General features: G+C 58.6%; 26 protein-coding genes and 1 tRNA gene. 4 read left to right on the top strand and 23 right to left on the bottom strand.

All coding sequences use genetic code 11. The features are described from left to right. Positions 1-221 precede the first annotated feature (221 nt). From NL123_RS06365 to NL123_RS06275, 19 genes are all read right to left on the bottom strand, one after another. On the bottom strand, positions 222-1,508 hold the full coding sequence (locus tag NL123_RS06365; RefSeq protein ID WP_494357421.1) for an OmpP1/FadL family transporter: 1,287 nt from the start codon (positions 1,506-1,508) through the stop codon (positions 222-224). Between the two features lie 317 nt (positions 1,509-1,825). Next, positions 1,826-1,901 (bottom strand) — tRNA-Lys (locus NL123_RS06360). A gap of 63 nt (positions 1,902-1,964) precedes the next feature. Then, entirely contained in the window at positions 1,965-2,639 is a 675-nt protein-coding gene (gene queC / locus NL123_RS06355; RefSeq protein WP_058423303.1) for a 7-cyano-7-deazaguanine synthase QueC, read from the bottom strand. A gap of 16 nt (positions 2,640-2,655) precedes the next feature. Next, positions 2,656-3,303: a 7-carboxy-7-deazaguanine synthase QueE gene (queE, locus tag NL123_RS06350; RefSeq protein WP_025854757.1), complete on the bottom strand. Its 648-nt coding sequence runs from the start codon at positions 3,301-3,303 to the stop codon at positions 2,656-2,658. Positions 3,304-3,468: 165 nt separating this feature from the next. Beyond that, positions 3,469-4,299 carry a tol-pal system protein YbgF gene (ybgF, locus tag NL123_RS06345; RefSeq protein WP_058423266.1) on the bottom strand — a complete coding sequence of 277 codons (831 nt, stop codon included), beginning with the start codon at positions 4,297-4,299 and terminating at the stop codon, positions 3,469-3,471. 6 nt (positions 4,300-4,305) lie between these two features. Then, complete coding sequence (gene pal, locus NL123_RS06340) at positions 4,306-4,806, bottom strand: peptidoglycan-associated lipoprotein Pal (protein ID WP_003209827.1); 501 nt, start codon at positions 4,804-4,806, stop codon at positions 4,306-4,308. A gap of 55 nt (positions 4,807-4,861) precedes the next feature. After that, positions 4,862-6,142, bottom strand: a complete 1,281-nt coding sequence (gene tolB / locus NL123_RS06335; RefSeq protein WP_071496536.1) for a Tol-Pal system beta propeller repeat protein TolB — start codon at positions 6,140-6,142, stop codon at positions 4,862-4,864. Positions 6,143-6,159: 17 nt separating this feature from the next. Beyond that, on the bottom strand, positions 6,160-7,233 hold the full coding sequence (tolA, locus tag NL123_RS06330) for a cell envelope integrity protein TolA (RefSeq protein ID WP_071496535.1): 1,074 nt from the start codon (positions 7,231-7,233) through the stop codon (positions 6,160-6,162). Continuing rightward, positions 7,233-7,685 carry a protein TolR gene (gene tolR, locus NL123_RS06325; protein WP_161793227.1) on the bottom strand — a complete coding sequence of 151 codons (453 nt, stop codon included), beginning with the start codon at positions 7,683-7,685 and terminating at the stop codon, positions 7,233-7,235. Before tolR ends, tolA begins: the two co-directional genes overlap by 1 nt. Before the next feature lie 23 nt (positions 7,686-7,708). Continuing rightward, the gene (gene tolQ / locus NL123_RS06320) at positions 7,709-8,404 is read right to left on the bottom strand and encodes a protein TolQ (protein ID WP_015885609.1); all 696 of its coding nucleotides are present in this window, start codon (positions 8,402-8,404) and stop codon (positions 7,709-7,711) included. A 1-nt stretch (position 8,405) separates the two neighbouring features. Beyond that, complete coding sequence (gene ybgC / locus NL123_RS06315; RefSeq protein WP_025854760.1) at positions 8,406-8,861, bottom strand: tol-pal system-associated acyl-CoA thioesterase; 456 nt, start codon at positions 8,859-8,861, stop codon at positions 8,406-8,408. A 139-nt stretch (positions 8,862-9,000) separates the two neighbouring features. Continuing rightward, positions 9,001-10,059 (bottom strand): Holliday junction branch migration DNA helicase RuvB, encoded by a 1,059-nt coding sequence (gene ruvB / locus NL123_RS06310; protein WP_122758512.1) that lies wholly within the window; start codon positions 10,057-10,059, stop codon positions 9,001-9,003. Further along, entirely contained in the window at positions 10,060-10,671 is a 612-nt protein-coding gene (ruvA, locus tag NL123_RS06305; protein WP_003175802.1) for a Holliday junction branch migration protein RuvA, read from the bottom strand. It abuts the gene before it with no gap. 64 nt (positions 10,672-10,735) lie between these two features. Then, positions 10,736-11,260 carry a crossover junction endodeoxyribonuclease RuvC gene (gene ruvC / locus NL123_RS06300; RefSeq protein ID WP_025854762.1) on the bottom strand — a complete coding sequence of 175 codons (525 nt, stop codon included), beginning with the start codon at positions 11,258-11,260 and terminating at the stop codon, positions 10,736-10,738. Between the two features lie 157 nt (positions 11,261-11,417). Beyond that, positions 11,418-12,164, bottom strand: coding sequence for a YebC/PmpR family DNA-binding transcriptional regulator (locus NL123_RS06295; protein WP_071489392.1), 747 nt, complete (start codon positions 12,162-12,164; stop codon positions 11,418-11,420). Between the two features lie 136 nt (positions 12,165-12,300). Further along, entirely contained in the window at positions 12,301-14,076 is a 1,776-nt protein-coding gene (aspS, locus tag NL123_RS06290) for an aspartate--tRNA ligase (RefSeq protein ID WP_248484035.1), read from the bottom strand. Between the two features lie 107 nt (positions 14,077-14,183). Beyond that, complete coding sequence (locus tag NL123_RS06285) at positions 14,184-14,405, bottom strand: FmdB family zinc ribbon protein (RefSeq protein WP_003209804.1); 222 nt, start codon at positions 14,403-14,405, stop codon at positions 14,184-14,186. A 166-nt stretch (positions 14,406-14,571) separates the two neighbouring features. Next, a complete protein-coding gene (locus NL123_RS06280; RefSeq protein ID WP_071496533.1) occupies positions 14,572-14,916 on the bottom strand; it encodes a ribbon-helix-helix domain-containing protein in 345 nt (114 codons plus the stop codon). A 180-nt stretch (positions 14,917-15,096) separates the two neighbouring features. After that, the gene (locus NL123_RS06275) at positions 15,097-15,570 is read right to left on the bottom strand and encodes a Dps family protein (RefSeq protein WP_003193874.1); all 474 of its coding nucleotides are present in this window, start codon (positions 15,568-15,570) and stop codon (positions 15,097-15,099) included. A gap of 414 nt (positions 15,571-15,984) precedes the next feature. On the opposite strand from NL123_RS06275, the gene NL123_RS06270 reads away from it, so the two are divergent. Continuing rightward, on the top strand, positions 15,985-16,587 hold the full coding sequence (locus NL123_RS06270; RefSeq protein ID WP_058423272.1) for a cold-shock protein: 603 nt from the start codon (positions 15,985-15,987) through the stop codon (positions 16,585-16,587). Positions 16,588-16,654: 67 nt separating this feature from the next. Here the strand turns inward: NL123_RS06270 and NL123_RS06265 are convergent, their stop codons facing one another. Then, positions 16,655-16,861: a SlyX family protein gene (locus NL123_RS06265; RefSeq protein WP_015885618.1), complete on the bottom strand. Its 207-nt coding sequence runs from the start codon at positions 16,859-16,861 to the stop codon at positions 16,655-16,657. Positions 16,862-16,864: 3 nt separating this feature from the next. Beyond that, positions 16,865-17,290 (bottom strand): HIT domain-containing protein, encoded by a 426-nt coding sequence (locus NL123_RS06260; RefSeq protein WP_071489388.1) that lies wholly within the window; start codon positions 17,288-17,290, stop codon positions 16,865-16,867. A 745-nt stretch (positions 17,291-18,035) separates the two neighbouring features. Here NL123_RS06260 and NL123_RS06255 point away from each other — a divergent pair. Beyond that, positions 18,036-19,337, top strand: a complete 1,302-nt coding sequence (locus tag NL123_RS06255; protein ID WP_248484037.1) for an OprD family porin — start codon at positions 18,036-18,038, stop codon at positions 19,335-19,337. Between the two features lie 192 nt (positions 19,338-19,529). On the opposite strand, the gene NL123_RS06250 is transcribed toward NL123_RS06255, so the two are convergent. Further along, positions 19,530-20,372 (bottom strand): mechanosensitive ion channel family protein, encoded by an 843-nt coding sequence (locus NL123_RS06250; protein WP_248484039.1) that lies wholly within the window; start codon positions 20,370-20,372, stop codon positions 19,530-19,532. Between the two features lie 135 nt (positions 20,373-20,507). Then, positions 20,508-20,993, bottom strand: a complete 486-nt coding sequence (locus tag NL123_RS06245; protein WP_010208088.1) for a YajQ family cyclic di-GMP-binding protein — start codon at positions 20,991-20,993, stop codon at positions 20,508-20,510. Positions 20,994-21,116: 123 nt separating this feature from the next. Here NL123_RS06245 and NL123_RS06240 point away from each other — a divergent pair, with 123 nt between their 5' ends. Together NL123_RS06240 and NL123_RS06235 are read left to right on the top strand one after the other, a co-directional pair. After that, positions 21,117-22,034 (top strand): putative 2-dehydropantoate 2-reductase, encoded by a 918-nt coding sequence (locus tag NL123_RS06240; protein ID WP_248484041.1) that lies wholly within the window; start codon positions 21,117-21,119, stop codon positions 22,032-22,034. Between the two features lie 46 nt (positions 22,035-22,080). Continuing rightward, the gene (locus tag NL123_RS06235; RefSeq protein ID WP_494357420.1) at positions 22,081-24,117 is read left to right on the top strand and encodes a sensor histidine kinase; all 2,037 of its coding nucleotides are present in this window, start codon (positions 22,081-22,083) and stop codon (positions 24,115-24,117) included. The last annotated feature ends 2 nt before the right edge of the window (positions 24,118-24,119 follow it).

Below are 24,119 nucleotides of genomic sequence, written 5' to 3'. Positions count from 1 at the left end.
CGCAGTTGCGCGAAAGTCGAGTGTACCACCGGCTCTGGAGCCCTTCGGGCACCGCCGGACGAAGTGATTGTGTTCATCAAGCACGGGTTAAGGTGAAGCTCGGCAAGGCTACAGAATATCGAATGGTTTCAAAAGCCTAATCTGGTACTCGCCTGCGCCTTCGTGGAGCAAAAAAAAGGAAACCCCGCTTGGGGTTTCCTGCGTTTACCGCCGGTTGTTCATCAAAAACGGTAAGTCACCGAACCACCAACCCCGTTGGCGCTGTTTTCATACTTCGCATCGTAGGTCAGGCCAACCTGGGAAAGGTTCTGCCGCACCTTGATCGGCTCTTCCTTGAGGTAGGAATACGCCACATCGAAGGTCAGGTTATCGACGGGCGTCCAGCCGGCACCCAGGCTGAAAACGGTGCGGTCCCCCGTGGGAATCCGCACGGAGCGGTCGGTGTTGTTGGTAGGCGTCTGGTCCACCGAGAGACCGGTCCGCAGTACGAGTTCTTTGTTGACCCGATAGGCCGCACCGATCGCGTGAGACCAGGTGTCATGCCAGTGCTGCTGCTCTGTGATGGCGCCCAGGCCACCGAATTGAGCAGTGAGGTCGGAGACTCCATCGTTATTGATGGTGATCTTTTTCAACTGACTCCAGCGGGTATAGGTGCTGCCAAGGTACAAGGTCCAGTCGTCATTCAGTTGATGGGTTACCGAGAAATCCACCGATGACGGCGTGGTCACGTCCAGGCTGGCGTCATACTTCTGCGGCCCACCGTCGAAGGCATCGGAAATCAAGCCGGAGGCATGGGTCTTGCCGCTGAGGTGGTAGACCACCTGCGAGTGGTAGGTCACACCGATGCGCGTGCTCTCAAGAGGCTGCACCAGGAGACCGGCGTTGAACCCGGTAGCGTTGTCGTCACCTTTGACTTTCACACTTTCGCCGGCGCCGCCACCCAGCGGCACATTGGAATCCAGCTCGCCACTGATGCGGTTGAAGGTCGGGCCAAAGCCCACCGACACTTTATCGTTGAAGGCATAGCTGACCGTCGGTTGCACGGTGATGACCTGGACCTTGCTCTTGTTGCCAAAGCCATTGCCCTGGAAGCTGTGTTCATAGTCGGTCACCAGGCCGAACGGCGCGTAGATGCCCAGGCCGAATGCCCAGTGCTCATCAATGGGCGTGACCAGGTAGCCCATCGGCACGGCAATGCCGGGCACCATATCGCCCTTGTTGGTGCCTGGGTTGTCGGCACCGAACTGCGAGGAACTGGCGTCCTTGATGTTGGATTTGGCATCGAGGTAAGTCGCACCGAGGCTGACTTCATTCTGCTTCAGACGCGACATGCCGGCGGGGTTGCCGAACACCGTGCTGGCGTCTTCGGCCGAGGAGGAACGACCGGCGTAGCCCGTACCCATTGAACTGATGCTTTGTTCATTGAGCGCGAAACCACCGGCGAACAACGGGGTTGAGGCAAGGGAAACGGCAAGCGCCAAGGCGCCTTTAAGAGTTTTGTTATTCATTATTAGGACTCGAATTATGGGGCAGCGATGGGGAAGCTACCAACGTTCGAGCGAGGGGTTTATGAAGAGTTTTTCATGCACTGAATTGTCGGACAATTCTATGCATTTCAATGACTTTAGCTGTTTTTTCGTTTCCAGCAATGACCTTTTCACCCGAATCTGACCAGCCGGTTTTAACCACGGATTGGTTATGGCTCAGATATAAAAAACCCCAAGCGCTTCATACGCTTGGGGCATTCGGTGTGTTCAAACAGGCAAAAAAAAACCCGGAAATCCTCACTTGCGTGGGCCTTCCGGATTTTCTAAACCGCCAAAAATGGTGGGTCGTGTGGGATTCGAACCTACGACCAATTGGTTAAAAGCCAACTGCTCTACCAACTGAGCTAACGACCCGCTGTGTGGTGGCGCGTATAATACTGATTTCTAAGGATTATTCAACACCTTATTTGAAATAAATCAGAAATAACGCGTTGGGTCAGTAATTCCGGCGGCTTGGAAGCCTTCTGCACGCAGTCGGCAGCTGTCGCATTTCCCACAAGCACGGCCGTCATCGTCTGCCTGGTAGCAGGAAACCGTCAGCGAATAATCGACGCCAAGTCCTACACCTGCCTTCACGATGTCAGCCTTGCTCAGGTTTTGCAGCGGCGCCAGGATACGGAAGCCCTGCCCTTCTACACCGGCCTTTGTTGCCAGGTTGGCCATGCGCTCGAATGACTCGACGAATTCTGGGCGGCAGTCCGGGTAGCCGGAATAATCCACCGCATTGACTCCGATAAAGATATCGCGGGCGTTGAGCACTTCTGCCCAGCCAAGTGCGAGGGATAGGAACACGGTATTACGCGCTGGTACGTAAGTCACCGGGATGCCTTCGCCGGGGGTTTCCGGCACATCGATGCTGCTGTCAGTGAGGGCCGAGCCGCCGATGCCATTGAGGTTCAAACCGATAACCTTGTGCTCGACCACCCCCATGTCACGGGCAACGCGGGCAGCAGCGTTCAGTTCGGCGCGGTGGCGCTGGCCGTAGTCGAAACTCATGGTGTAGCAGGCATAACCTTCAGCTTGCGCCATCGCCACCACGGTTGCCGAGTCCAGGCCACCGGACAGCAGGATTACCGCGCGTTTTTGATCAATCATTGGTTCAGTCATTTCAGCGTCCTGGCTCGTCGTTCCAAAGGTATTTATGCAGTTGCAATTGCAGACGGACTGGCAGGTTATCAGCCACCACCCAGTCGGCAAGGTCGCGCGCGTTCAGATCATGGTGGCTTGGCGAGAACAATACTTCGCCTGCGCGACGATCAAGGCCGTACTGAATCAGCTTGGAGTTCGCCCAGTCGTAGTCATCGCGCGAACAGATAACGAACTTGACCTGATCGTTGGCCGTCAGCAATTCGATGTTCTCGTAGCGATTGCGGTGCGCTTCCTTGGAGCCGGGGGTCTTGAGATCCACCACGCGGCTTACACGCGGATCGACCGCCGAGATATCCAGCGCGCCACTGGTTTCCAGGGAGACCTCGTAACCGGCGTCACACAGCTGCTTGAGCAATGGGATGGCATTGGGCTGGGCCAGCGGCTCACCACCGGTCACGCAGACGTAGCGCGGCTTGTAGCCGGCAACCTGTTCCAGGATGTCATCGAGGGTGCGCACCGTGCCGCCACTGAAGGCGTAGGCGCTATCGCAGTACTGGCAACGCAAGGGGCAACCGGTCAGACGCACAAATACTGTGGGCAGGCCGGCCGTTCGCGTTTCACCCTGCAACGAGTAAAAAACTTCGGTAATACGTAATGTGTCTTGCATAGTCGCCACGGGCGTAACAGCTAAACAGGCTGTCCGCCTCCGTCAGGCACTTTAAGGGACCCCGCCAACGCGTAGACCCCAAAAAGCGTGTTTCATAAAAGGGCGTGGATTCTAACGAAAAAACCCGCGCCAGGCGCGGGTTTCTTCTAAACGGGCAAACGTCGCTTACAAGCGCTGCAGATCCCGTTGGGCCAACTGGGCAGCGGAAGTCCCCGGATACTGGGCCACCACCTGTTGCAGAATGCCTTTGACCTTGTCGGTATGACCCAGGCGGCGTTCTACGTCAGCGAGTTTGTACAGCGAGTCCGGCACCTTGGCGTGCTTGGGGTACAGCTGGCTGACCTTGGCAAATGCCTGGCCCGCGCCCTGTAGATCACCCTTTGCCAGGTTGACTTCACCTAACCAGTACTGGGCGTTGCCCGCGTATTGGCTGTTCGGGTATTTGCGCAGGAAAGCGGTAAAGGCCTGGCTGGCCTTGTCGAAATCCTTGGCTTTGATCAGGTCGAAGGCTGCATCGTAATACAGCTTTTCCTTCGCCGGATCACCCGGTTCGCTGCTCGCGGCAGGGGCTTGGCTGGCAGCCGCCCCTGCTGCTGCACCGGCAGCAGCGCTAGGCGCGCCACCGGCAGAAGAATTATCAGGAGTTGCGGCAGGTTGAACGCCGGCTCCAATACGTTGATCAAGATCCTTGTAACGCTCCAGGCCTTCTTGCTTGAGCTGGTTCACCTGGTTTTGCAGTACCTCAATAGCGCCTTGCTGCTGCGCGATTTGATCCTGCATGCGTTGCAGCTGGTTGAACAGTTCGCCCTGTGCCGAGGGAGCGGACGTAGCCGCTCCCCCCGCATAGGCGCCGTTCGTGCCATAACCCGCTGGCGGATAACTGCTCCCGCTATTGTTATAGCCAGAGTTGCTATCTTCCACAGGAACCGCAGCCCACACCGCAAGCGGTGCGAGGCTGAGAGCCAATACAGTCAGAGCACGACGGCACGTTCGCATGACGAATTACTTACGCAGTTCGACGCGACGGTTTTGAGCCCAGGACTGCTCGTCGTGGCCAGTAGCAACTGGACGCTCTTTACCGTAGGAAACCAGTTCCAGTTGGCCTGGAGCAACACCTTGCAGTACCAGGTAGCGCTGAACGGCTTTCGCACGACGCTCGCCCAGTGCCATGTTGTACTCACGAGTACCACGTTCGTCAGTGTTACCTTCCAGAACAACGCGAGCGCCGTTAGCTTTCAGGTCCTTCGCGTGAACGTCCAGAGCGCGCATGGCTTCTGGTTTCAGGTCCGAACTGTCGTATTCGAAGTAGAAAGTGGTGATAGCGCGCAGAGCAGCTTCTTCGCTCAGGGAGCCGTCAACCGCACCAGTGTTAGCGCCGTAACCAGCGTTTGGATCAACAGCTGCGCCTTCACCGGCATTGTCGCCGCCTTTAGACGAGCAACCAACGGCTACGGACAGAGCCAGAGCCAGAGCAGCAAACTTACCAAACTTCAGCATTTCCATCGTGAAACTCCTAATGAACCCCAGTGTGTTAAGCAAATCTTTTTGTAGCGCCGCGTCAGTTCAGGTAAGGGGACCAGGATGGTTCTCTGACTTCGCCTTGTGCGGTAGGAAGTGGGAGCCTTACGCGTCCATTAATGGACACGAGCATCAAGACTCCCCGGCCCTGCTGGCGGGTGGCGTAGATTACCATGGTGCCGTTGGGCGCAACAGTGGCTGACTCATCAAGGTTGGTATCTGTAAGGATTTTTACGGTTCCGCGCTGCAAATCCTGGGCCGCAACCCGGAAATTAGTGAAACCATCCTGACGGTGAATCATCACCAACGTCTTTTCATCAGCCGAAAGTTTAGGGTTGGCGTTGTAGTTACCGATAAAAGTAACCCGTTCTGCACCGCCACCATTCACGTTCGCCTTATAGACCTGTGGCTTGCCGCCTCGGTCAGAGGTGAAGTAGATGGTCGAACCATCCTTGCCCCAGAACGGTTCGGTATTGATACCCGGACCGCTGGTTGCACGAGTGATCTGGCGCGTGGCCATGTTCATCACGTAGATGTCCGGGTTGCCGTCTTTGGACAGCACGAACGCCAGGCGCGAACCATCCGGTGACCACGCTGGCGCACCGTTGAGGCCTTCGAAGTTGGTGATCTGCTCACGACGGCCAGTATCAATGTGCTGGACGAAGATACGCGGACGCTTCTGCTCGAAAGACACGTAGGCAATGCGCTTGCCGTCCGGCGCAAAACGCGGCGACAGGATTGGCTCACGGGATTGCAGCAAGGTTACAGCGCGCGCACCGTCGTAGTCCGAACGCTGCAAGGTGTAGCGAGTGTTGTCCACCGAGAAACGCTCAGCCGTTACGTACAGCAGGCGCGTCGAGAAAGCCCCCTTGATGCCGGTGAGCTTTTCAAACGACTGGTCCGAAATGTAGTGGGCCATGTCGCGGATCTGCTCGGCAGTGCCCGAGACGCTGCCGGTCAGGACCTGCTGCTCGGTCGCCACGTTGAACAAGGTGTAGGTGATTTGCAGGCGACCGCCGGCCGGCGTGATGTTGCCGACCATCAGGTACTGCGCACCCACCGCTTTCCAATCACGGAACACGACTTCGCTGGCCTGGTTTGGCTGGCTGATCATGTTGCCTTTTGGAATGGGCGCGTAGTAACCGGAGTTGCGCAGGTCGTCACTGACGATCTGGGCCATGTCGTCCGGCAGCACGCTGCCGCCCTGCCAGCCGAACGGTACTACCGCGATCGGGGTGGCCCGGTCGCTACCGCTGGTGACCAGGATGTTCTTTTCATCCGCCGCCGCTATCCCTGCCATACAGCAAATAACGACAAGCATTCCTCGAAGAAGGTTTCTCACAAGGCTAGATCCTCAGGTGTGAATGTCATCTTGAATGAACGATAGGGAGCGAAGTCACTTGGTTTCATTCCCTGCATCTCGGTCAACCGGCCAATGTTCTTGACTGCGGCAACCGCCGAACTGTCGAACGAACCGTCACCACTGGACTTGGCCACGCTGACCGAAGTCACCGTACCGTCCGGCAACATGCCGATCTGCAGCACTACTGTCATGCCTTTGCGCGCCGAAGGTGGACGAGTCCAGCCTTCTGCTGCCCGCGCCCGAATCAGGTCATCGAAACTGCCCGCGACTTCATCACCACGTTCATCGGCCAAGGCTTGCTGACGCTGCGGCGTGTCGGAGAGCAAATCTGCCAAGGCCTGGGCCTTCTTCTCTTCGGCGGACTTGCGCGCTGCTTCCTGGGCCTTTTTCTTCTGGGCGTCAGCGGCAGCTTTCTTCTTCGCGTCGTCGGCGACTTTTTTCTTCGCCTCGTCTGCTTCAGCTTTTTTCTTGGCGTCTTCGGCGGCTTTTTTCTTCGCGTCTTCGACTATTTTCTTCTTGGCGTCTTCAGCGGCCTTTTTCTTGGCCTCTTCTTCGGCAGCCTTCTTGGCTTCTTCTTCAGATTTCTTCTTGGCTATATCAGCCAATTGTTTCTCTTCGGCCTTTTTCGCTTCGGCAGCTTTCTCGGCTTTCTTGGCTTCATCAGCCTTTTTCGCCTCGTCAGCCTTCTTGGCTTCATCAGCCTTTTTCGATTCCTCGGCCTTTTGAGCCGCCTCTTCTTTCTTTTGTTCCGCAGCCGCCTTCACCGCTTCCTGCTCGACCTTCTTCTGTTCCATCTGTTCGACTTCAGTCTGGCGTGCAGCCGACTTCTGGGCCTCACCTGCAATCTTCTGATTGGTCTGGGTGGTGGCCTGGCTTTTCGATTTCAGCTGATACAGGGTCGCCTGCACGATCGGCTTGGCTGGCGGCAGGTCCGGGGTCATGGCAAAGCTGACGAACAGCATGCCAAACACCAGGACGTGCAGGGCAATCGCCCAGACGCTAGGCCAGAAGAAGCTTTCCGAGGCGGACGGCTCTCGCTGTTGCTGCATCAGGGCGCCTCGGTAATCAAGCCAACGTTACCCACGCCGGCCTTCTGCAGCCCGCCCATGGCGCCCATGACAGAGCCGTAGTCGACCGATTTGTCGCCACGGATGAACACCTGGGTGTGCTTGCCGCCTTCGTTGCCGGAGCGAATGATCTTGGTCACCGCATCGGTCATAGCAGGCAAGGTGAGAGCCTTGTCTTGCTGCTTCTGCGTGTCAACTTCGCTGCCAAGGTTCCAGTAATAGGTCTTGTCAGCCTTGATCGAAATGGTCAGGACTTGAGTGTTGTTGTCTTGCGGCAAGGCTTCACTGGAAACCTTGGGCAAATCAACCTTCACGCCCTGGTTGAGCATCGGCGCGGTCACCATGAAGATAACCAGCAGCACCAGCATCACGTCGATGTAAGGCACTACGTTCATCTCGGCGACCGGCTTGCGCTTTTTGCGAGCTCGAGCGATTAAAGCCATTGGGAATTACCTGCTTATTCTTCGCTGGTGTGCACTTTACGGTGCAGGATCGCCTGGAACTCATCGGCGAAGGTGTAGTAACGGCCGATCAACGTTTCGCTGGTGGCAGCGAAGCGGTTGTAGGCGATTACTGCGGGGATAGCGGCAAACAGGCCGATCGCGGTAGCGATCAAGGCTTCGGCGATGCCCGGGGCCACGGTAGCCAGGGTCGCTTGCTGGGCCTGGGCCAGGCCACGGAAGGAGTTCATGATCCCCCACACGGTACCGAACAGGCCGATGTACGGGCTGACGGAACCGACGGTGGCAAGGAACGGCAGGCTTTGCTCAAGCTTTTCTTCTTCACGGGAAATGGCGACGCGCATGGCACGGGCCACACCTTCCATCACCGCTTCCGGGTCAACGCCTGGCTGCTGGCGCAGACGGGAGAATTCCTTGAAGCCGGCGCGGAAGATCTGCTCGACGCCCGAATCCGGGTCCGGGTTGCTGCCAGCCTGGCGGTACAGCTTGGACAGGTCGATACCCGACCAGAAGCGCTCTTCAAAGCTCTCCAGGGCACGTCGACCGGCACGCAGCAGGTTGCTGCGCTGAAAAATCATGACCCAAGAGGTAACCGATGCGGCTACCAGGGTCAGCATGACCAGTTGAACCACAACACTGGCATTGCTGACCAGGCTCCACATGGAGGAATGGTCGACGACGGTAGGTTCCACGCTAAATCTCCTGCTTTGATTGTTTACCCGCGCCGCTTACGTCGGCAAAGGCCGCACGTAGAGCTTCGGGAATGGCCCGGGGTTTCAAACTATTGGTGCGCACACAAGCCACCAGGAACTGCCCCTCACAGAGCAGCGTTGCATCCGTTGCCCGCCTGACCTGCTGTTTGAAACGCAGGCTGACACGGTTCAATTCGATTACTTCAGCGCTGACCAACAGCTCGTCGTCCAGCCGCGCCGGCGCGTGATACCGCGCCTCGCTGGAGTGCACGACGAATAACAGGTCCTCCCCTGCCAGCTCGGATTGGGCAAAGCCCAGCTCCCGTAGCCGCTCGGTTCGAGCCCGCTCCATGAACTTGAGGTAGTTGACGTAATACACGATGCCGCCGGCATCGGTGTCCTCGTAATAAACGCGACAGCGATGTGCGAACGACTGATCCCCGTTTTGCGCGCGCATACTCTAGTGCTTACTCCTCAGGTTGCCAATCCGGCTGGGCAACTGTTTTTTCATTGTCTGAAACTTTTCTACCGACTGAATGACGACACCAGCCACTAGGACAGCACAAACCTCGGATAAATCGTCTGGCGTGAAGCTTTTAATCGTCCACTGCATCGAGAAATTCGTCTACTACAGGCATCTCGCCCAATCGTGACGGAATGTTTAACCCAAAGTGCAGATAGGCGTGGCGCGTCACCACCCTGCCCCTTGGGGTACGCATGATGTAACCCTGCTGAATCAGGTACGGCTCCAGCACGTCCTCAATAGTATGGCGCTCTTCACTGATCGCCGCCGCCAGACTATCGACACCCACCGGCCCTCCGTCGAACTTCTCGATCATGGTCAAGAGTAGACGCCGATCCTGGTGATCGAAGCCATGCTCGTCCACATCCAGCAGGTTCAAGGCCAGGTCGGCCACGGCCTTGGTGATATGCCCCTTGGCCCGCACCTCGGCAAAATCCCGCACGCGACGCAGCAAACGGTTGGCGATCCGTGGCGTGCCGCGGGCTCGACGGGCAATTTCAAACGCGCCTTCCGGGTCCAGCGGCAAGCCGAGAATATTCGCCGAACGGCTGACAATGGTCGCCAGGTCAGCCGTGCTATAGAACTCTAGACGTTGAACAATGCCGAAACGGTCTCGCAGCGGGTTGGTCAACATGCCCGCACGGGTCGTGGCACCGACCAGCGTGAACGGCGGCAGGTCGAGCTTGATCGAGCGCGCCGCCGGGCCTTCGCCGATCATGATGTCGAGCTGGAAGTCTTCCATGGCCGGGTACAGCACTTCTTCGACGATCGGCGAGAGCCGGTGGATCTCGTCGATAAACAGCACATCGTGGGGTTCAAGGTTGGTCAGTAATGCGGCCAGATCCCCCGGACGCTCCAGCACCGGACCGGAGGTGGACTTGATCGACACGCCCATTTCCTGAGCAATAATATTCGCCAGCGTGGTCTTGCCCAACCCTGGCGGGCCGAAGATCAACGTGTGATCCAGGGACTCATTGCGCCCGCGTGCAGCCTGGATAAACAACTCCATCTGCTCGCGCACGGTGGGCTGGCCGATGTACTCGGCCAGGCTCAGGGGCCGGATGGCGCGGTCCTGGACCTCTTCACGGTCGCGCGGGCCGGTGGCTGCAATCAGACGATCAGCTTCAATCACTTAAATCATTCCCTTCAGGGCGCGGCGGATCATGTCTTCACTGCTCAGGTTCTTGTCCTTGATGGCCGATACGGCCTTGCTGGCTTCCTGCGGCTTGTAACCCAGGGAAATCAGCGCGCTGACTGCATCGCTCTCGGCACTCGCCACCTGGCCGGCCGGCATGTCCGGCTGGTTCGGGACGAGGGCAAACATGCTCGGTACGACTTCCCAGGCCTTGAAGCGGTCCTTGAGCTCCACCAGCAGGCGCTCGGCGGTCTTCTTGCCGACGCCTGGCACCTTGGTCAGCGCCGAGGTGTCCTGGGCCGAAACGGCACGCACCAGCTCATCCACTTCCAGGCTCGACATCAGAGCCAGGGCCAGTTTCGGCCCCACGCCATTCAGGCGGATCAGCTCACGGAAGAAGTCGCGGTCACGCTTGCCAATAAAACCATAGAGCAATTGCGCATCTTCGCGCACCACCAGGTGGGTGTGCAGCGTAATCGGCTCACCGACCGACGGTAGGCGATACAGGGTGGTCATGGGTACTTCCAGCTCATACCCCAACCCATTTACATCCAGAATCAGGTGCGGCGGCTGTTTTTCAGCCAGGGTGCCGCGCAAGCGTCCAATCACGGTTCAGATCCTTAAAGCTAGGGTCAGAGCAAGGCCCGACCGGAAAACGATTGCGCTGATGCTATCAGAGACGCAGGCGCCCGCCACGACTGCGTGCCGTACCCAGGCCGTGGGGCAGCAAGCTTGAGCGGGTGTGCGCATGACAAATGGCAATAGCCAGGGCGTCCGAGGCGTCGATCTGCGGCTTGGCGGTGAGCTTGAGCATGTGCATGACCATCATCTGCACCTGCTCTTTGTTGGCTGCCCCGGTGCCGACCACGGCCTGCTTGACCTGGGTCGCAGTGTATTCGGCGATCTCCATGCCCTCCTCGGCGCCCGCCACGATGGCAGCGCCGCGGGCCTGGCCAAGCTTCAACGCGGAGTCGGCATTCTTTGCCATGAACACCTTCTCGATGCCCATGGTCACCGGCCCGTAGGTCTGGATCACTTCACGCACGCCGCGATAGACGATCTGCAGGCGCTCGGCCAACTCGCCCGCACCGGTGCGGATGCAGCCCGAAGCCACATACACGCAGCCACGCGGGGTCTGTTGCACCACGCCAAAACCGGTAATGCGCGAACCGGGGTCGATACCTAGGATTAAAGTCATAACGCCTGCGGGTTGGGTAAACACAATTTTTCATACAGAGACTAACCAATGTGGGAGGGGGCTTGCCCCCGATGGCAGTGTGTCGGTTATCTCCCAACCGACTGAACCACCGCCATCGGGGGCAAGCCCCCTCCCACATTTAAAACTACATCGCCCTTCAGCCTAGCTGTTCGGCGACAGACTCTGGGATATCCGCATTCGAATAAACGTTCTGCACATCATCCAGGTCTTCGAGCATATCCAGCATCTTCAGCACTTTCTGCGCGCCATCCAGGTCCAGCTCGGCGCTGGTGGTCGGCAGCATCACGATTTCCGCGTCAGTACCTTTGAAACCGGCGGCTTCCAGGGCATTACGCACGGCGTAGAAGCTGGCGAACGAGGTGAACACGTCGATTGAACCGTCTTCGTTGGTCACCACGTCGTCGGCATCCGCCTCCATCGCCGCTTCCATCAGCGCATCTTCATCGGTGCCCGGCGCGAAGGTAATCTGCCCCTTGCGCTCGAACAGGTAAGCCACCGAACCGTCAGTGCCGAGGTTGCCACCACATTTGCTGAATGCGTGGCGCACAGCGGCGGCAGTACGGTTGCGGTTGTCGGTCATGCACTCGACCATCACCGCCACGCCCCCCGGGCCGTAGCCTTCGTAGCTCAGCTCGACCATATCGTCGGTATCGGCCGCACCGGCGCCACGGGCCACGGCACGGTCGATGATGTCGCGGCTCATGTTGGCACCCAGGGCCTTGTCCAACGCCAGGCGCAGACGCGGGTTGGAGCCCGGGTCCCCTCCGCCCTGGCGAGCGGCGACGGTCAGCTCGCGGATCCACTTGGTGAAGATCTTGCCTTTCTTGGCATCCTGACGCTCTTTGCGGTGCTTGATGTTCGCCCACTTGGAATGGCCAGCCATAACACAACTCCAAAAATTCTCTAGAAACCTTATCAATTCCGCCCCAGGCAGAATGCAACCCTTGTAACGCAAAGGCGCATCCGAAGATGCGCCTTTTTAGACTGCGTAAACCTCAGTGCGCTTTCACGCAGCAGCCTTACTCAGCCTTCGGCGTCTCGCGCAGACGGATGTGCAGCTCGCGCAGTGCCTTGGCATCCACCACACCTGGAGCCTGGGTCATGACGTCCGCAGCGCTCTGGGTTTTCGGGAAGGCGATCACTTCACGGATCGACTGGGCGCCGGTCATCAGCATCACCAGACGGTCCAGGCCGAACGCCAAGCCACCGTGCGGCGGCGCGCCGTATTTCAGGGCGTCGAGCAGGAAGCCGAACTTCTCTTCCTGTTCCGCTTCGTTGATGCCCAACAGGCGGAAGACCGCTTGCTGCATCTCTTTGCGGTGGATACGGATCGAACCGCCACCCAGTTCGGTGCCGTTGAGCACCATGTCATAGGCCCGGGACAGCGCGCCAGCCGGGTTGGCTTCCAGCTCGGCCGGCGAGCACTTCGGCGCGGTGAACGGGTGGTGCAAGGCGCTGAAGCTGCCGTCGTCGTTCTCTTCGAACATCGGGAAGTCAACGACCCACATCGGAGCCCATTCGCAGGTCAGCAGGTTCAAGTCGTGACCCAGCTTGATGCGCAGTGCGCCCAGGGCTTCGCTGACGATCTTGGCCTTGTCGGCGCCGAAGAACACGATGTCACCGTCGACTGCACCGACGCGATCGAGGATCGCGTTCAGGTTGTCCAGCGGAATGTTTTTAACGATCGGCGATTGCAGGCCGTCAACGCCATTGGCGCGCTCGTTGACCTTGATGTACGCCAGGCCCTTGGCACCATAGATGCCGACGAACTTGGTGTAGTCGTCGATCTGCTTGCGCGGCATGCTCGCGCCGCCTGGCACGCGCAGGGCGGCGATGCGGCATTTAGGGTCGTTGGCCGGGCCGCTGAACACCTTGAAGTCGACTTCTTTGAGTTGGTCGGCCACGTCCACCAGTTCCAGCGGGTTACGCAGGTCTGGCTTGTCGGAGCCGTAGCGGCGCATGGCTTCTTCGAAGGTCATGTGCGGGAAGTCGCCGAACTCCAGGTCCAGCACTTCCTTGAACAGGTTGCGGATCATCTGTTCGGTCAGGCCCATGATTTCTTTTTCATCGAGGAAGCTGGTCTCGATGTCGATCTGGGTGAATTCAGGCTGGCGGTCAGCGCGCAGGTCTTCGTCGCGGAAGCACTTAGCGATCTGGTAGTAGCGGTCGAAGCCGGCGACCATCAGCAGTTGCTTGAACAGCTGAGGCGATTGCGGCAGGGCGAAGAACGAACCGGCGTGGGTACGGCTAGGCACCAGGTAGTCACGCGCGCCTTCCGGGGTGGCCCGGGTCAGGATCGGCGTTTCTACGTCCAGGAAACCGTTTTCGTCAAGGAAACGACGGATGCTGGTGGTCATGCGCGAACGCAGGCGCAGCTTCTCGGCCATTTCCGGACGACGCAGGTCCAGGAAGCGATAGCGCAGGCGGGTCTCTTCGCCCACGTCAGAGTATTCGTTGAGTGGGAACGGCGGGGTTTCCGACTCGTTCAGCACTTCCAGCTCATAGCCCAGCACTTCGATGCCGCCGGACGCCATGTTCTTGTTCACGGCACCCGCCGGACGCAGGCGAACCTTGCCGGTGATCTTCACAACGTATTCGCTGCGCACGCGGTCGGCGGCGGCGAAGCTTGCGGCGCGATCCGGGTCGAACACCACTTGGGCCAGACCATCACGATCACGGATATCGAGGAAGATCACCCCGCCGTGGTCGCGGCGACGGTGAACCCATCCGCAAAGGGTGATTTCCTGACCTTCCAGGGTCTCGTTCAGTTGGCCGCAATAATGGCTGCGCATCATGGTAGTGGTTTCACTTCTCGTAATTCGAAATTCGGTGGAGGCCTGCCTCGTCACCGTACATTAAAGCAGGGGACGGATAATGCAGGAGCCTGCGCGTAGAGTTCAACTCAGTCTGCTTTGTCGCCGCCGGCCAGGTTCTTCTTCGAGCCGGTCTTGAAATCGGTCTCGTACCAGCCATTGCCGCTCAAGCGGAAGCCCGGCATGGACAACATCTTCTTGAGTTCCGGTGCCTGGCAGGCTGGGCAATCGACCAGCGGCGCTGCGCTGATCTTCTGAATGGCTTCCAACTGATGACCGCAGGAAGCACATTGGTAGTCGTACATGGGCATGGCGATGTCTCGGCGATCAGAACGTTACTGCGCCACGCCTGCCCTACGGGTCCGCAGCATGCGTAGCAAAGCGCGGGATTATATCCGGTAAATCGAGGCAGCGCAGCCGGCATTCTGCCCGGGGCCCTGCCCGCCATGATAGAGGGCCGGCCCCGAAGCCCGGTGGCTATACCGGTGAACAGGCGGGTTCAGCACGCCCTTTCAGGACGTGCACCACACAAACCACCCTGACCAACCCACTGAAGTTCTTCACCCCGCCATAACGCAAGTGCACTTCCCGATCGACATAAGACAGCAACGCACTGACTGAGCAGGCATTGATCCTGGCGATTTCCGTGAGGATATTCCAATAGATCTGCTCCAGCCGCAGGCACGTGGAAAATCCATTGAGCCTTACCGATCGGGACAGCGGCTTGGCCAGTCCCATATCGAACCCTTTTGCAAACGGGTCGATCTTTATCTTATGAAAACCACCGGTTTCCATCACTCCATTACCCACTCCGCGTGACATACACCTGACACTCCATTGCCAAACAACCGCCCATGGGTGGTCCCATTGGGCAATGGGCCTATAAGACAGCAGGGAGCGGGAGGCAGCCAGAAGACGCGGCGTTGATCGGCGTAGGACAACGCCAGGAAATGCGCGGAAACAAGCGAGCGGCGCCAGGGTGGCGCCACTCAAGGTCAGCGTTTACTGATTTTCAAGCAGGGAACGCAGCATCCACGCGGTTTTCTCATGCACCTGCATACGCTGGGTCAGCAGGTCGGCCGTCGGCTCATCGCTGACCTTGTCGAGCAACGGGAAGATACCGCGCGCGGTGCGGGTGACCGCTTCCTGGCCAGCCACCAGTTGCTTGATCATCTCTTCGGCGCTGGGCACGCCTTCTTCTTCCTTGATGGAAGAAAGACGGGCATAGATGGAGTAGGCACCCGGCGCCGGGAACCCCAGGGCACGGATACGCTCGGCAATGGAGTCCACGGCCAGGGCCAGCTCGTTGTACTGCTCTTCGAACATCAAGTGCAGCGTGCGGAACATGGGACCCGTGACGTTCCAATGGAAGTTGTGGGTTTTCAGATACAGAACATAGGTATCGGAAAGCAGTCGCGAAAGCCCGTCGACGATGGATTTACGATCTTCTTCACTGATACCGATATCGATTGCCATGTTTATCCCCTTCAATTGACAAGCATTCATTGATCAGGTGCAGGACCACTCTAGCAAGAGTGCCGGTGATGCGCAGCCCGGCGCGGCAATTCGCCCCGGTGCGCCCTGTCGACCGGCACAACCCAAGCCTTTGAGGCAAGTAGGAAATTTCTCTGCTGGCCGTTTGAAAAAACTGCACACGTCTAGGACAAGCGTTTGCTGCAGAAATGCCATCGCCCTTGCAATACCCCGAAATGCTTGATTTGAGTAGGCACAGCCTTTGCTGTTAAATAGATGGCGTGTCGCCGCCGTTACTTTCTGCGGCAGCGGCATAGGCTGATACCCCGCGCACGTGCCCAACGCCTCCCATTGTTCAGAAGCGAACCGTGCCAGTCAGCTCTTCCTTGTGATCCGTCTTAACGTGAGTTAATCAAAATGTTGAAAATCGTCCACCTGCTAACGGGCGTTGCAGCTTTGCTGCTGTCCTTTATCCCGAGCCTGCAGCCTGAAAGCCTGCCGTATCTGGAACAACACGACGCTCTGTACCTGGCCATGTTCGGCCTTCTTAACCTGACGCTGGCACCGGTGATCCCTTACTGGAACAAAGGCCCACGTCATCAACTGCAAAACCTGGTCAGCGCGCTGCTGGTACTGACCGTTGTCGTACAAACCCTCACCCTCCTGGCACCCATGCCTGAAGTCGGCGGCCACCCGGCCATCCTGCTCAGCCTGGTGATTGCTGTGGTCGCCATCGTTCTTCACCTGGCCATCAGCTTCTACCGTTCGTCCCCTGCGGCCTCGTCGCAAACCTACGACATGACCAATCGGGATACCGGTACCGTCAAGTGGTTCAACACATCCAAAGGCTTCGGCTTTATTTCCCGTGATTCGGGCGACGATATCTTCGTCCACTTCCGGGCCATTCGCGGCGAAGGCCATCGCGTCCTGGTGGAAGGCCAGCGCGTGGAGTTCTCCGTGATGAATCGCGACAAAGGCCTGCAGGCCGAAGACGTGATCGCTGCACTGCCGCGCCGCTGATACCTGCGTTCGCAGCAAAAAACCGCGATCCAGCCTGGCTGGGTCGCGGTTTTTTTATGCGTGGCTATCAATAGTGAGGCGGCGGCGCTTCTTCTTCGGAGGTTTCGAATTGGCCGCCCATTTCTTCCTGGCGCTTGAGCAGCGCGGTCATCTGCAATTGCAGGCGCTCTACAGCACGCTGCTGCGTGACGAGGATGTCATTGAGGGTCTCGATGGTGTCGTCCTGGAAGGCCAGTCGGCTTTCCAGGTCGGTGACGCGGTCTTGCAGGTCCATGATTCAGCCCTGGTTGAAAATGAAGTCGGCAGGCAACAGCTCGCGCAGACGGGCGCGGATGGCAGCGACTTGCTCATCGGTGTAAGGCTGCGCCGGATGCTTGCCCCATACCGGCGCCGGCCAGGCAGCATCGTCGCGCTTGCGCACGATCACATGCACGTGCAACTGGCTGACCACATTGCCCAGGGCGCCGATGTTCATCTTGTCGGCGGCCAAGCCTTCATTCAGCAACTGGGCCAGGGCAGTCGTCTCTTGCCACAAACGCTGCTGGTCGGCGACATCCAGTTGAAACACTTCGCTGATAGCGTTGATGCGTGGCACCAGGATGAACCACGGGTAGTTTGAGTCATTGGACAGCAGCAGGCGGCACAGCGGGAAGTCCCCGATGACCAGTGTGTCTTGTTGCAGGCGTTGATCTAGGGCGAACACCGCGGGCACTCCGTTCGGCAAGTCAGGTTCAGGCGCCCAGCATACCTTCGAATGCGCACGGCTTCACGACGAATGCAGCAAAGCGCCGGCGCCAGTGATGAAAAAACATGCACTCTTTCGAGGCGGTCGAATATTTGAGCTACGCTAAACCGGGCCTCACCGGGACGCACCAAAATGACCCACTTGTGCCTCAAAGGGATCCGCCGATTACCCACTCATGAGGGTGAACCGGTAACGTTTTCCCCTCGCACAGGTTTTATGCACCACCGAACAGGGGTAACACCGCCGCGTCAAGCCCAAACCAAACGGCGTAAAAAGCCCGTGCTTATGCGGTTTTTACACGTCCGTAACGGTTTTCACGAAAAAATGACATTCGGTTACCGCTTTGTGCACGCTTGTTGCATTGACACCTGCATCGTCGGCAACGACACCTGAATGGAAACAGGTGTTTCGCGATAAAAAACAGCAGCGTTTCAATGCGTATCAAGGAAGTGTTCAAACTTTGAAAAGGGTTTGGAAACAGTATTGAAGTTGTCAGTCCGGTTACAGTTGGACTGTGAATTTGCGACATGGAGCTAGCAATTTACGACAGCCTCGTAAAGAAGCTGAAAGGATAGATGGGTAAGTATCGTCAATAGGGTCTGCGTGATATAACTTTGCGCCGACACATAAAAGAAAGAGCCGCCCAGATAAAAATACAGGTGGGACGGCAGTACTCTTCCTAAAACCAAAGGAGCAAATCACGATGCGCGTGATGAAGTGGAGCATGATCGCCCTGGCTGTTTCAGCAGGCACCTCGCAGTTCGCAATGGCGTCCGCCCAGGACGATTCCAAGGGCTTTATCGAGGACAGTACCGCCAGCATTCTGACTCGTACCCTGTACTTCAGCCGTGACTTCCGTAACAACGCGCCTGGCACTCAAAGCCGCCGCGAAGAGACCGGTCTTGGTTTCCATGGCCTGTTCAGTTCGGGCTACACCCAAGGCACCATTGGGGTCGGTGTCGATGCCATTGGCCTGTTGGGCGTCAAACTCGACAGCGGCAAAGGCCGTGCCGGCACCGGCCTGTTCCCTAACGGCTCAGATGGCCGTGCGCAGGATGACTACTCCAAAGGCGGCGCCGCCATCAAGTTCCGTATTTCCGATACGGTCCTGAAAGTGGGTGACCAGTACACCACCGCCCCGGTATTCGCATCCGACGACAGCCGTCTGCTCCCGGAACTGCCACAAGGCATCTCGATCACCAGCAATGAGATCAAGGGTCTTAAGCTGGAAGCAGGTCACTTCACCTCGATCGTTGCCCAGGACCACACCTACAAAGACAGTATCGCCAGCTCCGAGCCAGGCACTGGCACTGGCCTGCGTGATGCCAACTTCGTCGGCGGCGTCTACTCCTGGACCCCAGAGTTCACCACCAGCCTCTACTACTCGAAAGTGGAAGATTACTGGAAGAAACTCTACGCCAACGTGAACTGGACCCACGCGCTGAGCGATGACCAATCGGTGGCTGTAGACTTCAACATCTACAGCACCAAGAGCGACGGCGCAGGCCTGACACGAGCTGAAAAAGACGGCACCACCAAGCTCGACAACCGCGCATTCAGCTTGCAGGGTGCGTACACCCTCGGAGCTCATACCTTCACCCTGGCAGCCCAGAAGGTTACCGGTGACGGCGACTACGCTTACGGCGTAGACGGTGGGGGCACGATTTTCCTGGCCAACTCCATCGCTCGTTCCGACTTCAACGCTGAAGGCGAGAAATCGTTCCAGGCACGGTATGACCTCAACATGGCAACCTTCGGCATCCCTGGCCTGAGCTTCATGACTCGTTACGTTACCGGTAGCGGCGCCAACACGGGCACCACTTCGAACGGCAAAGAGTGGGAACGCGATATCGAAGGCAAATACGTAATCCAGAGCGGCCCAGCCAAAGACCTGAGCCTGCGTATTCGTCAAGCCACGTATCGTTCGTCTGACGGCGTTTACTACGGTTCGGCGTCCATCGACGAACTGCGTCTTATCGCACAATACCCGCTGAACATCTTGTAATTGATCGTTTGATTACAACGATGACTTAAGGCCTCGGCCTTAAACAAAAAGCCGCTCCCTTATTTAACAAGGGAGCGGCTTTTTTATGGCTGTAATGTTTCAGCACAGAAATAACTAGCAAGCTAACTAACGAGATTAACATGTGCACCTTGAACCTGACCTATCGGCCAAGTTCAAGACGATGACCTCAAATTACTTGGCAGCTGTTTCCTGCATCACCCGAATAACCCGCTGCGGAAATGGAATATCAATCCCCGCCGCTTTTAAACGGTCACGTGCCAGTTCGTTCAACATGAACACCACATCCCAATAATCCGCGGTCTTGGTCCAGCAACGCAGGGAAACGGTGATCGAACTGTCACCCAAAGTCGAAACCACCGCCACGGCAGCCGGATCGGCCAGTACACGTGGATCTTTTGCCAGCTCCAGCAGCACTTCACGGGCTTTCTGCAGATCAGCCTCATAGTCAACCCCCACATCAAACACCACCTTGCGGGTCGGCTGGCGGTTGGTGTTGGTGATGAGCCCGTTGGACAGGCTGCCGTTAGGAATGATCACAGTCTTGTTGTCGCCGGTGCGCAAGACGGTGTGGAAGATCTGGATGCTGTCGACGGTACCCGAGGTGCCTTGGGCTTCGATCCAGTCACCAATGCGGAACGGGCGAAACAGCAGAATCAGCACGCCGCCGGCGAAGTTCGCCAGGCTGCCTTGCAAGGCCAGGCCAATGGCCAGGGTCGCGGCACCAATCGCGGCCACGAACGAGGTGGTTGCCACGCCGATCATCGAGGCCACGTTGACCACCAGCATGACTTTGAGCGCGATGTTCGCCAGGCTGGTGATGAAGTGTTGCAGGGCCAGGTCAGCATTGCGCAGTGCCAGCAAACGCCCCACACGGTGGGTCAATACGTTGATCAGCCACCAACCGATGGCCAGAGTGACCACTGCCAGCAAAAACCGGCTGCCGTATTCCATGATCATCGGCAGCCACGACTCTGAGGTCTTGATCAAGTGATCTACTTCAGCATTGAAATCCATCTACATTCTCCTGGTTACCGGATGTTCGGCGTATCGAGTGGCCATAAATGCAATTGAGCCCCGAAGGGCTCAATAGTAGGCGCAGGTTGTGGGGCGTGGGACGTCAAAAACGCCCGCAGGTTCCCCAATGTGCCATCAGTCGCGGAAGTTATTGAACTGCAGCGGCATGTCGAAGGTCTTGGCGCGCAGGGCCGCGATGGCTTCTTGCAGGTCGTCACGCTTCTTGCCGGTGACGCGAACCTGCTCACCCTGGATCGCGGCCTGGACTTTCAGCTTGGCGTCCTTGATGTGGGCGACGATTTTCTTCGCCAGCTCCTTGTCGATGCCTTCCTTGAGGATGGCTTCCTGCTTCATCAGCTTGCCGGAGGCGTAGGCGTCCTTGATTTCAAGGCATTGCGCGTCGATCTTGCGCTTGACCAGCGACAGCTTGAGGATCTCGATCATCGCTTCCAGCTGGAAATCGGCTTCAGCGGTCAGGTTGACGGTCAGCTCTTTTTCCTTGAACTCGAAGCTGCCCTTGCCTTTCAAGTCATAGCGACGGTCCAGCTCCTTGACGGCGTTTTCGACGGCGTTGGTGACTTCGTGTTTGTCCAGTTCGGATACCACGTCGAACGAAGGCATGTCATATCTCCAATATAAGGGGCGGGCTCAGTAGAGATGGAGCGCGCCCAAGCTAAAATGCCGGGGCATTATAGCGGTTCTTTTGTCCCGTTCGCTGCGGGCGACCCTACGGAGCAAAAACTGATGTCGACCACCTGGCATATTCTCGGCGCCGGCAGCCTGGGCACACTTTGGACCACTCGCCTGGCGCGTGCTGGCGTGCCCGTGCGGTTGATCCTGCGCGATGAAGCGCGCCTGGCCAACTATCAGACAGCCAAGGGGCTGACCTTGGTGGAACAAGGTGTAGAACACACTTACCCGGTGACAGGCGAAACATCCGACAGTCCTGGGCTGATTCATCGCCTGCTGGTGGCGTGCAAAGCCTACGACGCTCAAGCAGCCGTCGCACAGTTGCAACATCGACTGGCGCCCGATGCCGAACTGATCCTGCTGCAGAACGGCCTCGGCAGCCAGGACGCAGTCGCCGCGCAACTGCCCCAGGCCCGCTGCATCTTCGCCTCCAGCACCGAAGGCGCGTTTCGCGACGGCGACTGGCGCGTGGTGTTCGCCGGCCATGGCTACACCTGGCTGGGCGATGCAGGCCACCCAACCCCGCCGCTGTGGCTGGAGGATTTGCAAGCCGCCGGCATCCCCCACGACTGGAGCACCGATATCCTCACGCGGCTCTGGCGCAAGCTGGCGCTCAATTGCGCCATCAACCCGCTGACCGTGCTGTATCAGTGCCGCAATGGCGAGCTACAGGCCCACCAGTGCGAAGTCGCCACCCTGTGCGCCGAACTCGGCGAACTGCTGGAATGCTGTGGCCAGCCCGCCGCCGCGCTGGACCTGCAACACGAGGTGGAACGGGTGATCCAGGCCACCGCCGCCAACTACTCCTCCATGTACCAGGACGTGGCCGCAGGCCGCCGCACCGAAATCAGCTACCTATTGGGCTATGCTTGCCAGGCGGCCGCCCGTCACCAACTGAACCTGCCGCACCTTCAACAGCTGCAAGTGCGCCTGGTCGAGCAGTTGCTTGCACGCGGATTGCCCCGCGACTGAGCCACGCGCTACCCTGCCCGCCTGTCTATCACCTGGGAAAACCCTGATGCCGCTGCGCCAGCGTCTTGAAAACCTACCGGTCGGGCAGAAACTGCTGGCCGCCCTGCTGGTGCTGTTGACCACCGTACTGCTGGTGGCCAACCTGACCTTTATCAGCGCCGCCTACTGGATCTCCCAGGAAAGCATGGCGCCCCAGGCCTTGCAGGCCATCGGCCGCCTGGTGTCCAACCCTGCGCTCGCCGCCGAGGCCCTCGAATCGCCGGCCAAGGCCGACGCATTGCTCAATGAGTTGACCAGCTATTCGCCGTTGCGCGCCGCCGCTCTGTACGACGGCGACGGCAACCGCCTGGCGCAGATGCAACACGGCGACCGCCTGCACCTGCCCGATGACTACCGGCACATCGAGGCCTGGCGTGTCACCGAGTTTCGCAGCAACCAGGTCATCACCCTGCCCCGCGCCGGCCAACCGTCCGGGCATTTGCTGCTGGTGGCCAGCAGTGAGCTACCAGTGGCGTTCTACACCGGCACATTGACTGCCAGCCTGGGCATCCTGATTTTCAGCGTACTGTTGTGGCTGGTCATCGCCCGTCAGATCAAACGCCTGATCACGCGGCCGATCCACGAACTGGAAGAACTGTCGCGCCAGGTCACTCGCGAAGAGAACTACGCCCTGCGCGCCGGTCGTGGCAACCACGATGAAATAGGCAGCCTGGCCGAAGCCTTCAACACAATGCTGTCGCGCATCGAAGCCCGCGAGCAACAGCTCAAGCGCGCACGGGACGACTCCCAGGCGGCCTACGACCAGGCCCAAGGCCTGGCCGAAGAGACGCGCCACACCAACCGCAAGCTGGAACTGGAAGTCCAGGTCCGTAGCAAGATCGAGAAGAAACTCACCGGTTTCCAGAATTACCTGAACAGCATCATCGACTCGATGCCCTCGGCATTGATCGCCCTGGATGAACAGCTCTACGTCACCCAATGGAACCAGGAAGCCAGCGCCCTCTCCGGCACACGCTTGGATGAAGCTTTGAACCAGCCGATCTACCTGGCCTTCCAGCCGCTCAAGCCTTACTTGCCGCAGATCAGGGCAGCGGTCGAACAACACACGGTGGAGCGCATCGAACGCGTCACCTGGTTCAAGGATGACGAACCCAAACACTACGCCCTGACCTTCTACCCGCTGATGGGCGGTGCCGGACGTGGCGTGGTAATCCGTATCGATGACATCACCCAGCGCCTGTCCCTGGAAGAAATGATGGTGCAGTCGGAGAAGATGCTTTCCGTCGGCGGCCTGGCCGCCGGCATGGCCCACGAGATCAACAACCCGCTGGGGGCGATCCTGCATAACGTGCAGAACATCCGCCGCCGCTTGTCGCCTGACTTGCCGAAGAACCTGGAACACGCGGAACAGGTGGGTATCGAGTTGGAGACCGTCAACCGCTACCTGCAAAGCCGCGAAGTGCCGCAACTGCTCGATGGCATCCAGCAGGCCGGGGCGCGGGCGGCGAAGATCGTCACCCATATGCTCAGTTTCAGTCGCCGCAGCAACCGACAGATGGCACCTTGCGACTTGCCGGCATTGATCGACCAGGCGGTGGAGATTGCCGGTAACGATTTCGACCTGGCCATCGGCTTTGACTTCAAGGGCCAGGCGATCATCCGCCAGTTCGACCCGCAACTGGGTCCGGTGCCAGGCACCGCCAACGAACTCGAACAGGTCCTGCTCAACCTGCTGAAAAACGCGGCCCAGGCCATTCACCTGCGGGAAGACGACAGCGAACCGGGGCGCATCATCCTGCGTACGCGCCTCAACCCGCCGTGGGCGGAGATCCAGGTGGAAGACAACGGCATCGGCATGAGCGAAAACGTGCGCAAACGCACCTTCGAGCCGTTCTTCACCACCAAGGAAATCGGCCAGGGCACCGGGCTAGGGCTGTCGGTGTCGTATTTCATCATCACCAATAACCACAAGGGCCAGATGGAAGTGCACTCCACCCTCGGCCAGGGCACCTGCTTTACCTTGCGCTTACCCCTGGCCGGCAGCCAACTGCCGCCTTACGAACTCACCCAACTGGAGCAATGACC

It is taken from the genome of Pseudomonas sp. FBCC-B1565 (assembly GCF_059133265.1).
This window is presented reverse-complemented; position numbering and strand designations above follow the sequence as displayed.

What these genes read in the sequence shown, in the direction of transcription:
- NL123_RS06265 (WP_015885618.1), bottom strand. Translation starts at nt 16,861, where the DNA reads ATGGACCTGCAAGACCGCGTCACCGACCTGGAAAGCCGACTGGCCTTC.
- NL123_RS06270 (WP_058423272.1), top strand. Translation starts at nt 15,985, where the DNA reads ATGTTGAAAATCGTCCACCTGCTAACGGGCGTTGCAGCTTTGCTGCTG.
- ybgC (WP_025854760.1), bottom strand. Translation starts at nt 8,861, where the DNA reads ATGCGCGCGCAAAACGGGGATCAGTCGTTCGCACATCGCTGTCGCGTT.
- pal (WP_003209827.1), bottom strand. Translation starts at nt 4,806, where the DNA reads ATGGAAATGCTGAAGTTTGGTAAGTTTGCTGCTCTGGCTCTGGCTCTG.
- tolA (WP_071496535.1), bottom strand. Translation starts at nt 7,233, where the DNA reads ATGCAGCAACAGCGAGAGCCGTCCGCCTCGGAAAGCTTCTTCTGGCCT.
- tolB (WP_071496536.1), bottom strand. Translation starts at nt 6,142, where the DNA reads ATGCTTGTCGTTATTTGCTGTATGGCAGGGATAGCGGCGGCGGATGAA.
- NL123_RS06245 (WP_010208088.1), bottom strand. Translation starts at nt 20,993, where the DNA reads ATGCCTTCGTTCGACGTGGTATCCGAACTGGACAAACACGAAGTCACC.
- aspS (WP_248484035.1), bottom strand. Translation starts at nt 14,076, where the DNA reads ATGATGCGCAGCCATTATTGCGGCCAACTGAACGAGACCCTGGAAGGT.
- ybgF (WP_058423266.1), bottom strand. Translation starts at nt 4,299, where the DNA reads ATGCGAACGTGCCGTCGTGCTCTGACTGTATTGGCTCTCAGCCTCGCA.
- NL123_RS06240 (WP_248484041.1), top strand. Translation starts at nt 21,117, where the DNA reads ATGTCGACCACCTGGCATATTCTCGGCGCCGGCAGCCTGGGCACACTT.
- NL123_RS06280 (WP_071496533.1), bottom strand. Translation starts at nt 14,916, where the DNA reads ATGTCACGCGGAGTGGGTAATGGAGTGATGGAAACCGGTGGTTTTCAT.
- NL123_RS06255 (WP_248484037.1), top strand. Translation starts at nt 18,036, where the DNA reads ATGCGCGTGATGAAGTGGAGCATGATCGCCCTGGCTGTTTCAGCAGGC.
- queE (WP_025854757.1), bottom strand. Translation starts at nt 3,303, where the DNA reads ATGCAAGACACATTACGTATTACCGAAGTTTTTTACTCGTTGCAGGGT.
- NL123_RS06275 (WP_003193874.1), bottom strand. Translation starts at nt 15,570, where the DNA reads ATGGCAATCGATATCGGTATCAGTGAAGAAGATCGTAAATCCATCGTC.
- ruvC (WP_025854762.1), bottom strand. Translation starts at nt 11,260, where the DNA reads ATGACTTTAATCCTAGGTATCGACCCCGGTTCGCGCATTACCGGTTTT.
- NL123_RS06365 (WP_494357421.1), bottom strand. Translation starts at nt 1,508, where the DNA reads ATGAATAACAAAACTCTTAAAGGCGCCTTGGCGCTTGCCGTTTCCCTT.
- NL123_RS06235 (WP_494357420.1), top strand. Translation starts at nt 22,081, where the DNA reads ATGCCGCTGCGCCAGCGTCTTGAAAACCTACCGGTCGGGCAGAAACTG.
- NL123_RS06285 (WP_003209804.1), bottom strand. Translation starts at nt 14,405, where the DNA reads ATGCCCATGTACGACTACCAATGTGCTTCCTGCGGTCATCAGTTGGAA.
- NL123_RS06250 (WP_248484039.1), bottom strand. Translation starts at nt 20,372, where the DNA reads ATGGATTTCAATGCTGAAGTAGATCACTTGATCAAGACCTCAGAGTCG.
- NL123_RS06295 (WP_071489392.1), bottom strand. Translation starts at nt 12,164, where the DNA reads ATGGCTGGCCATTCCAAGTGGGCGAACATCAAGCACCGCAAAGAGCGT.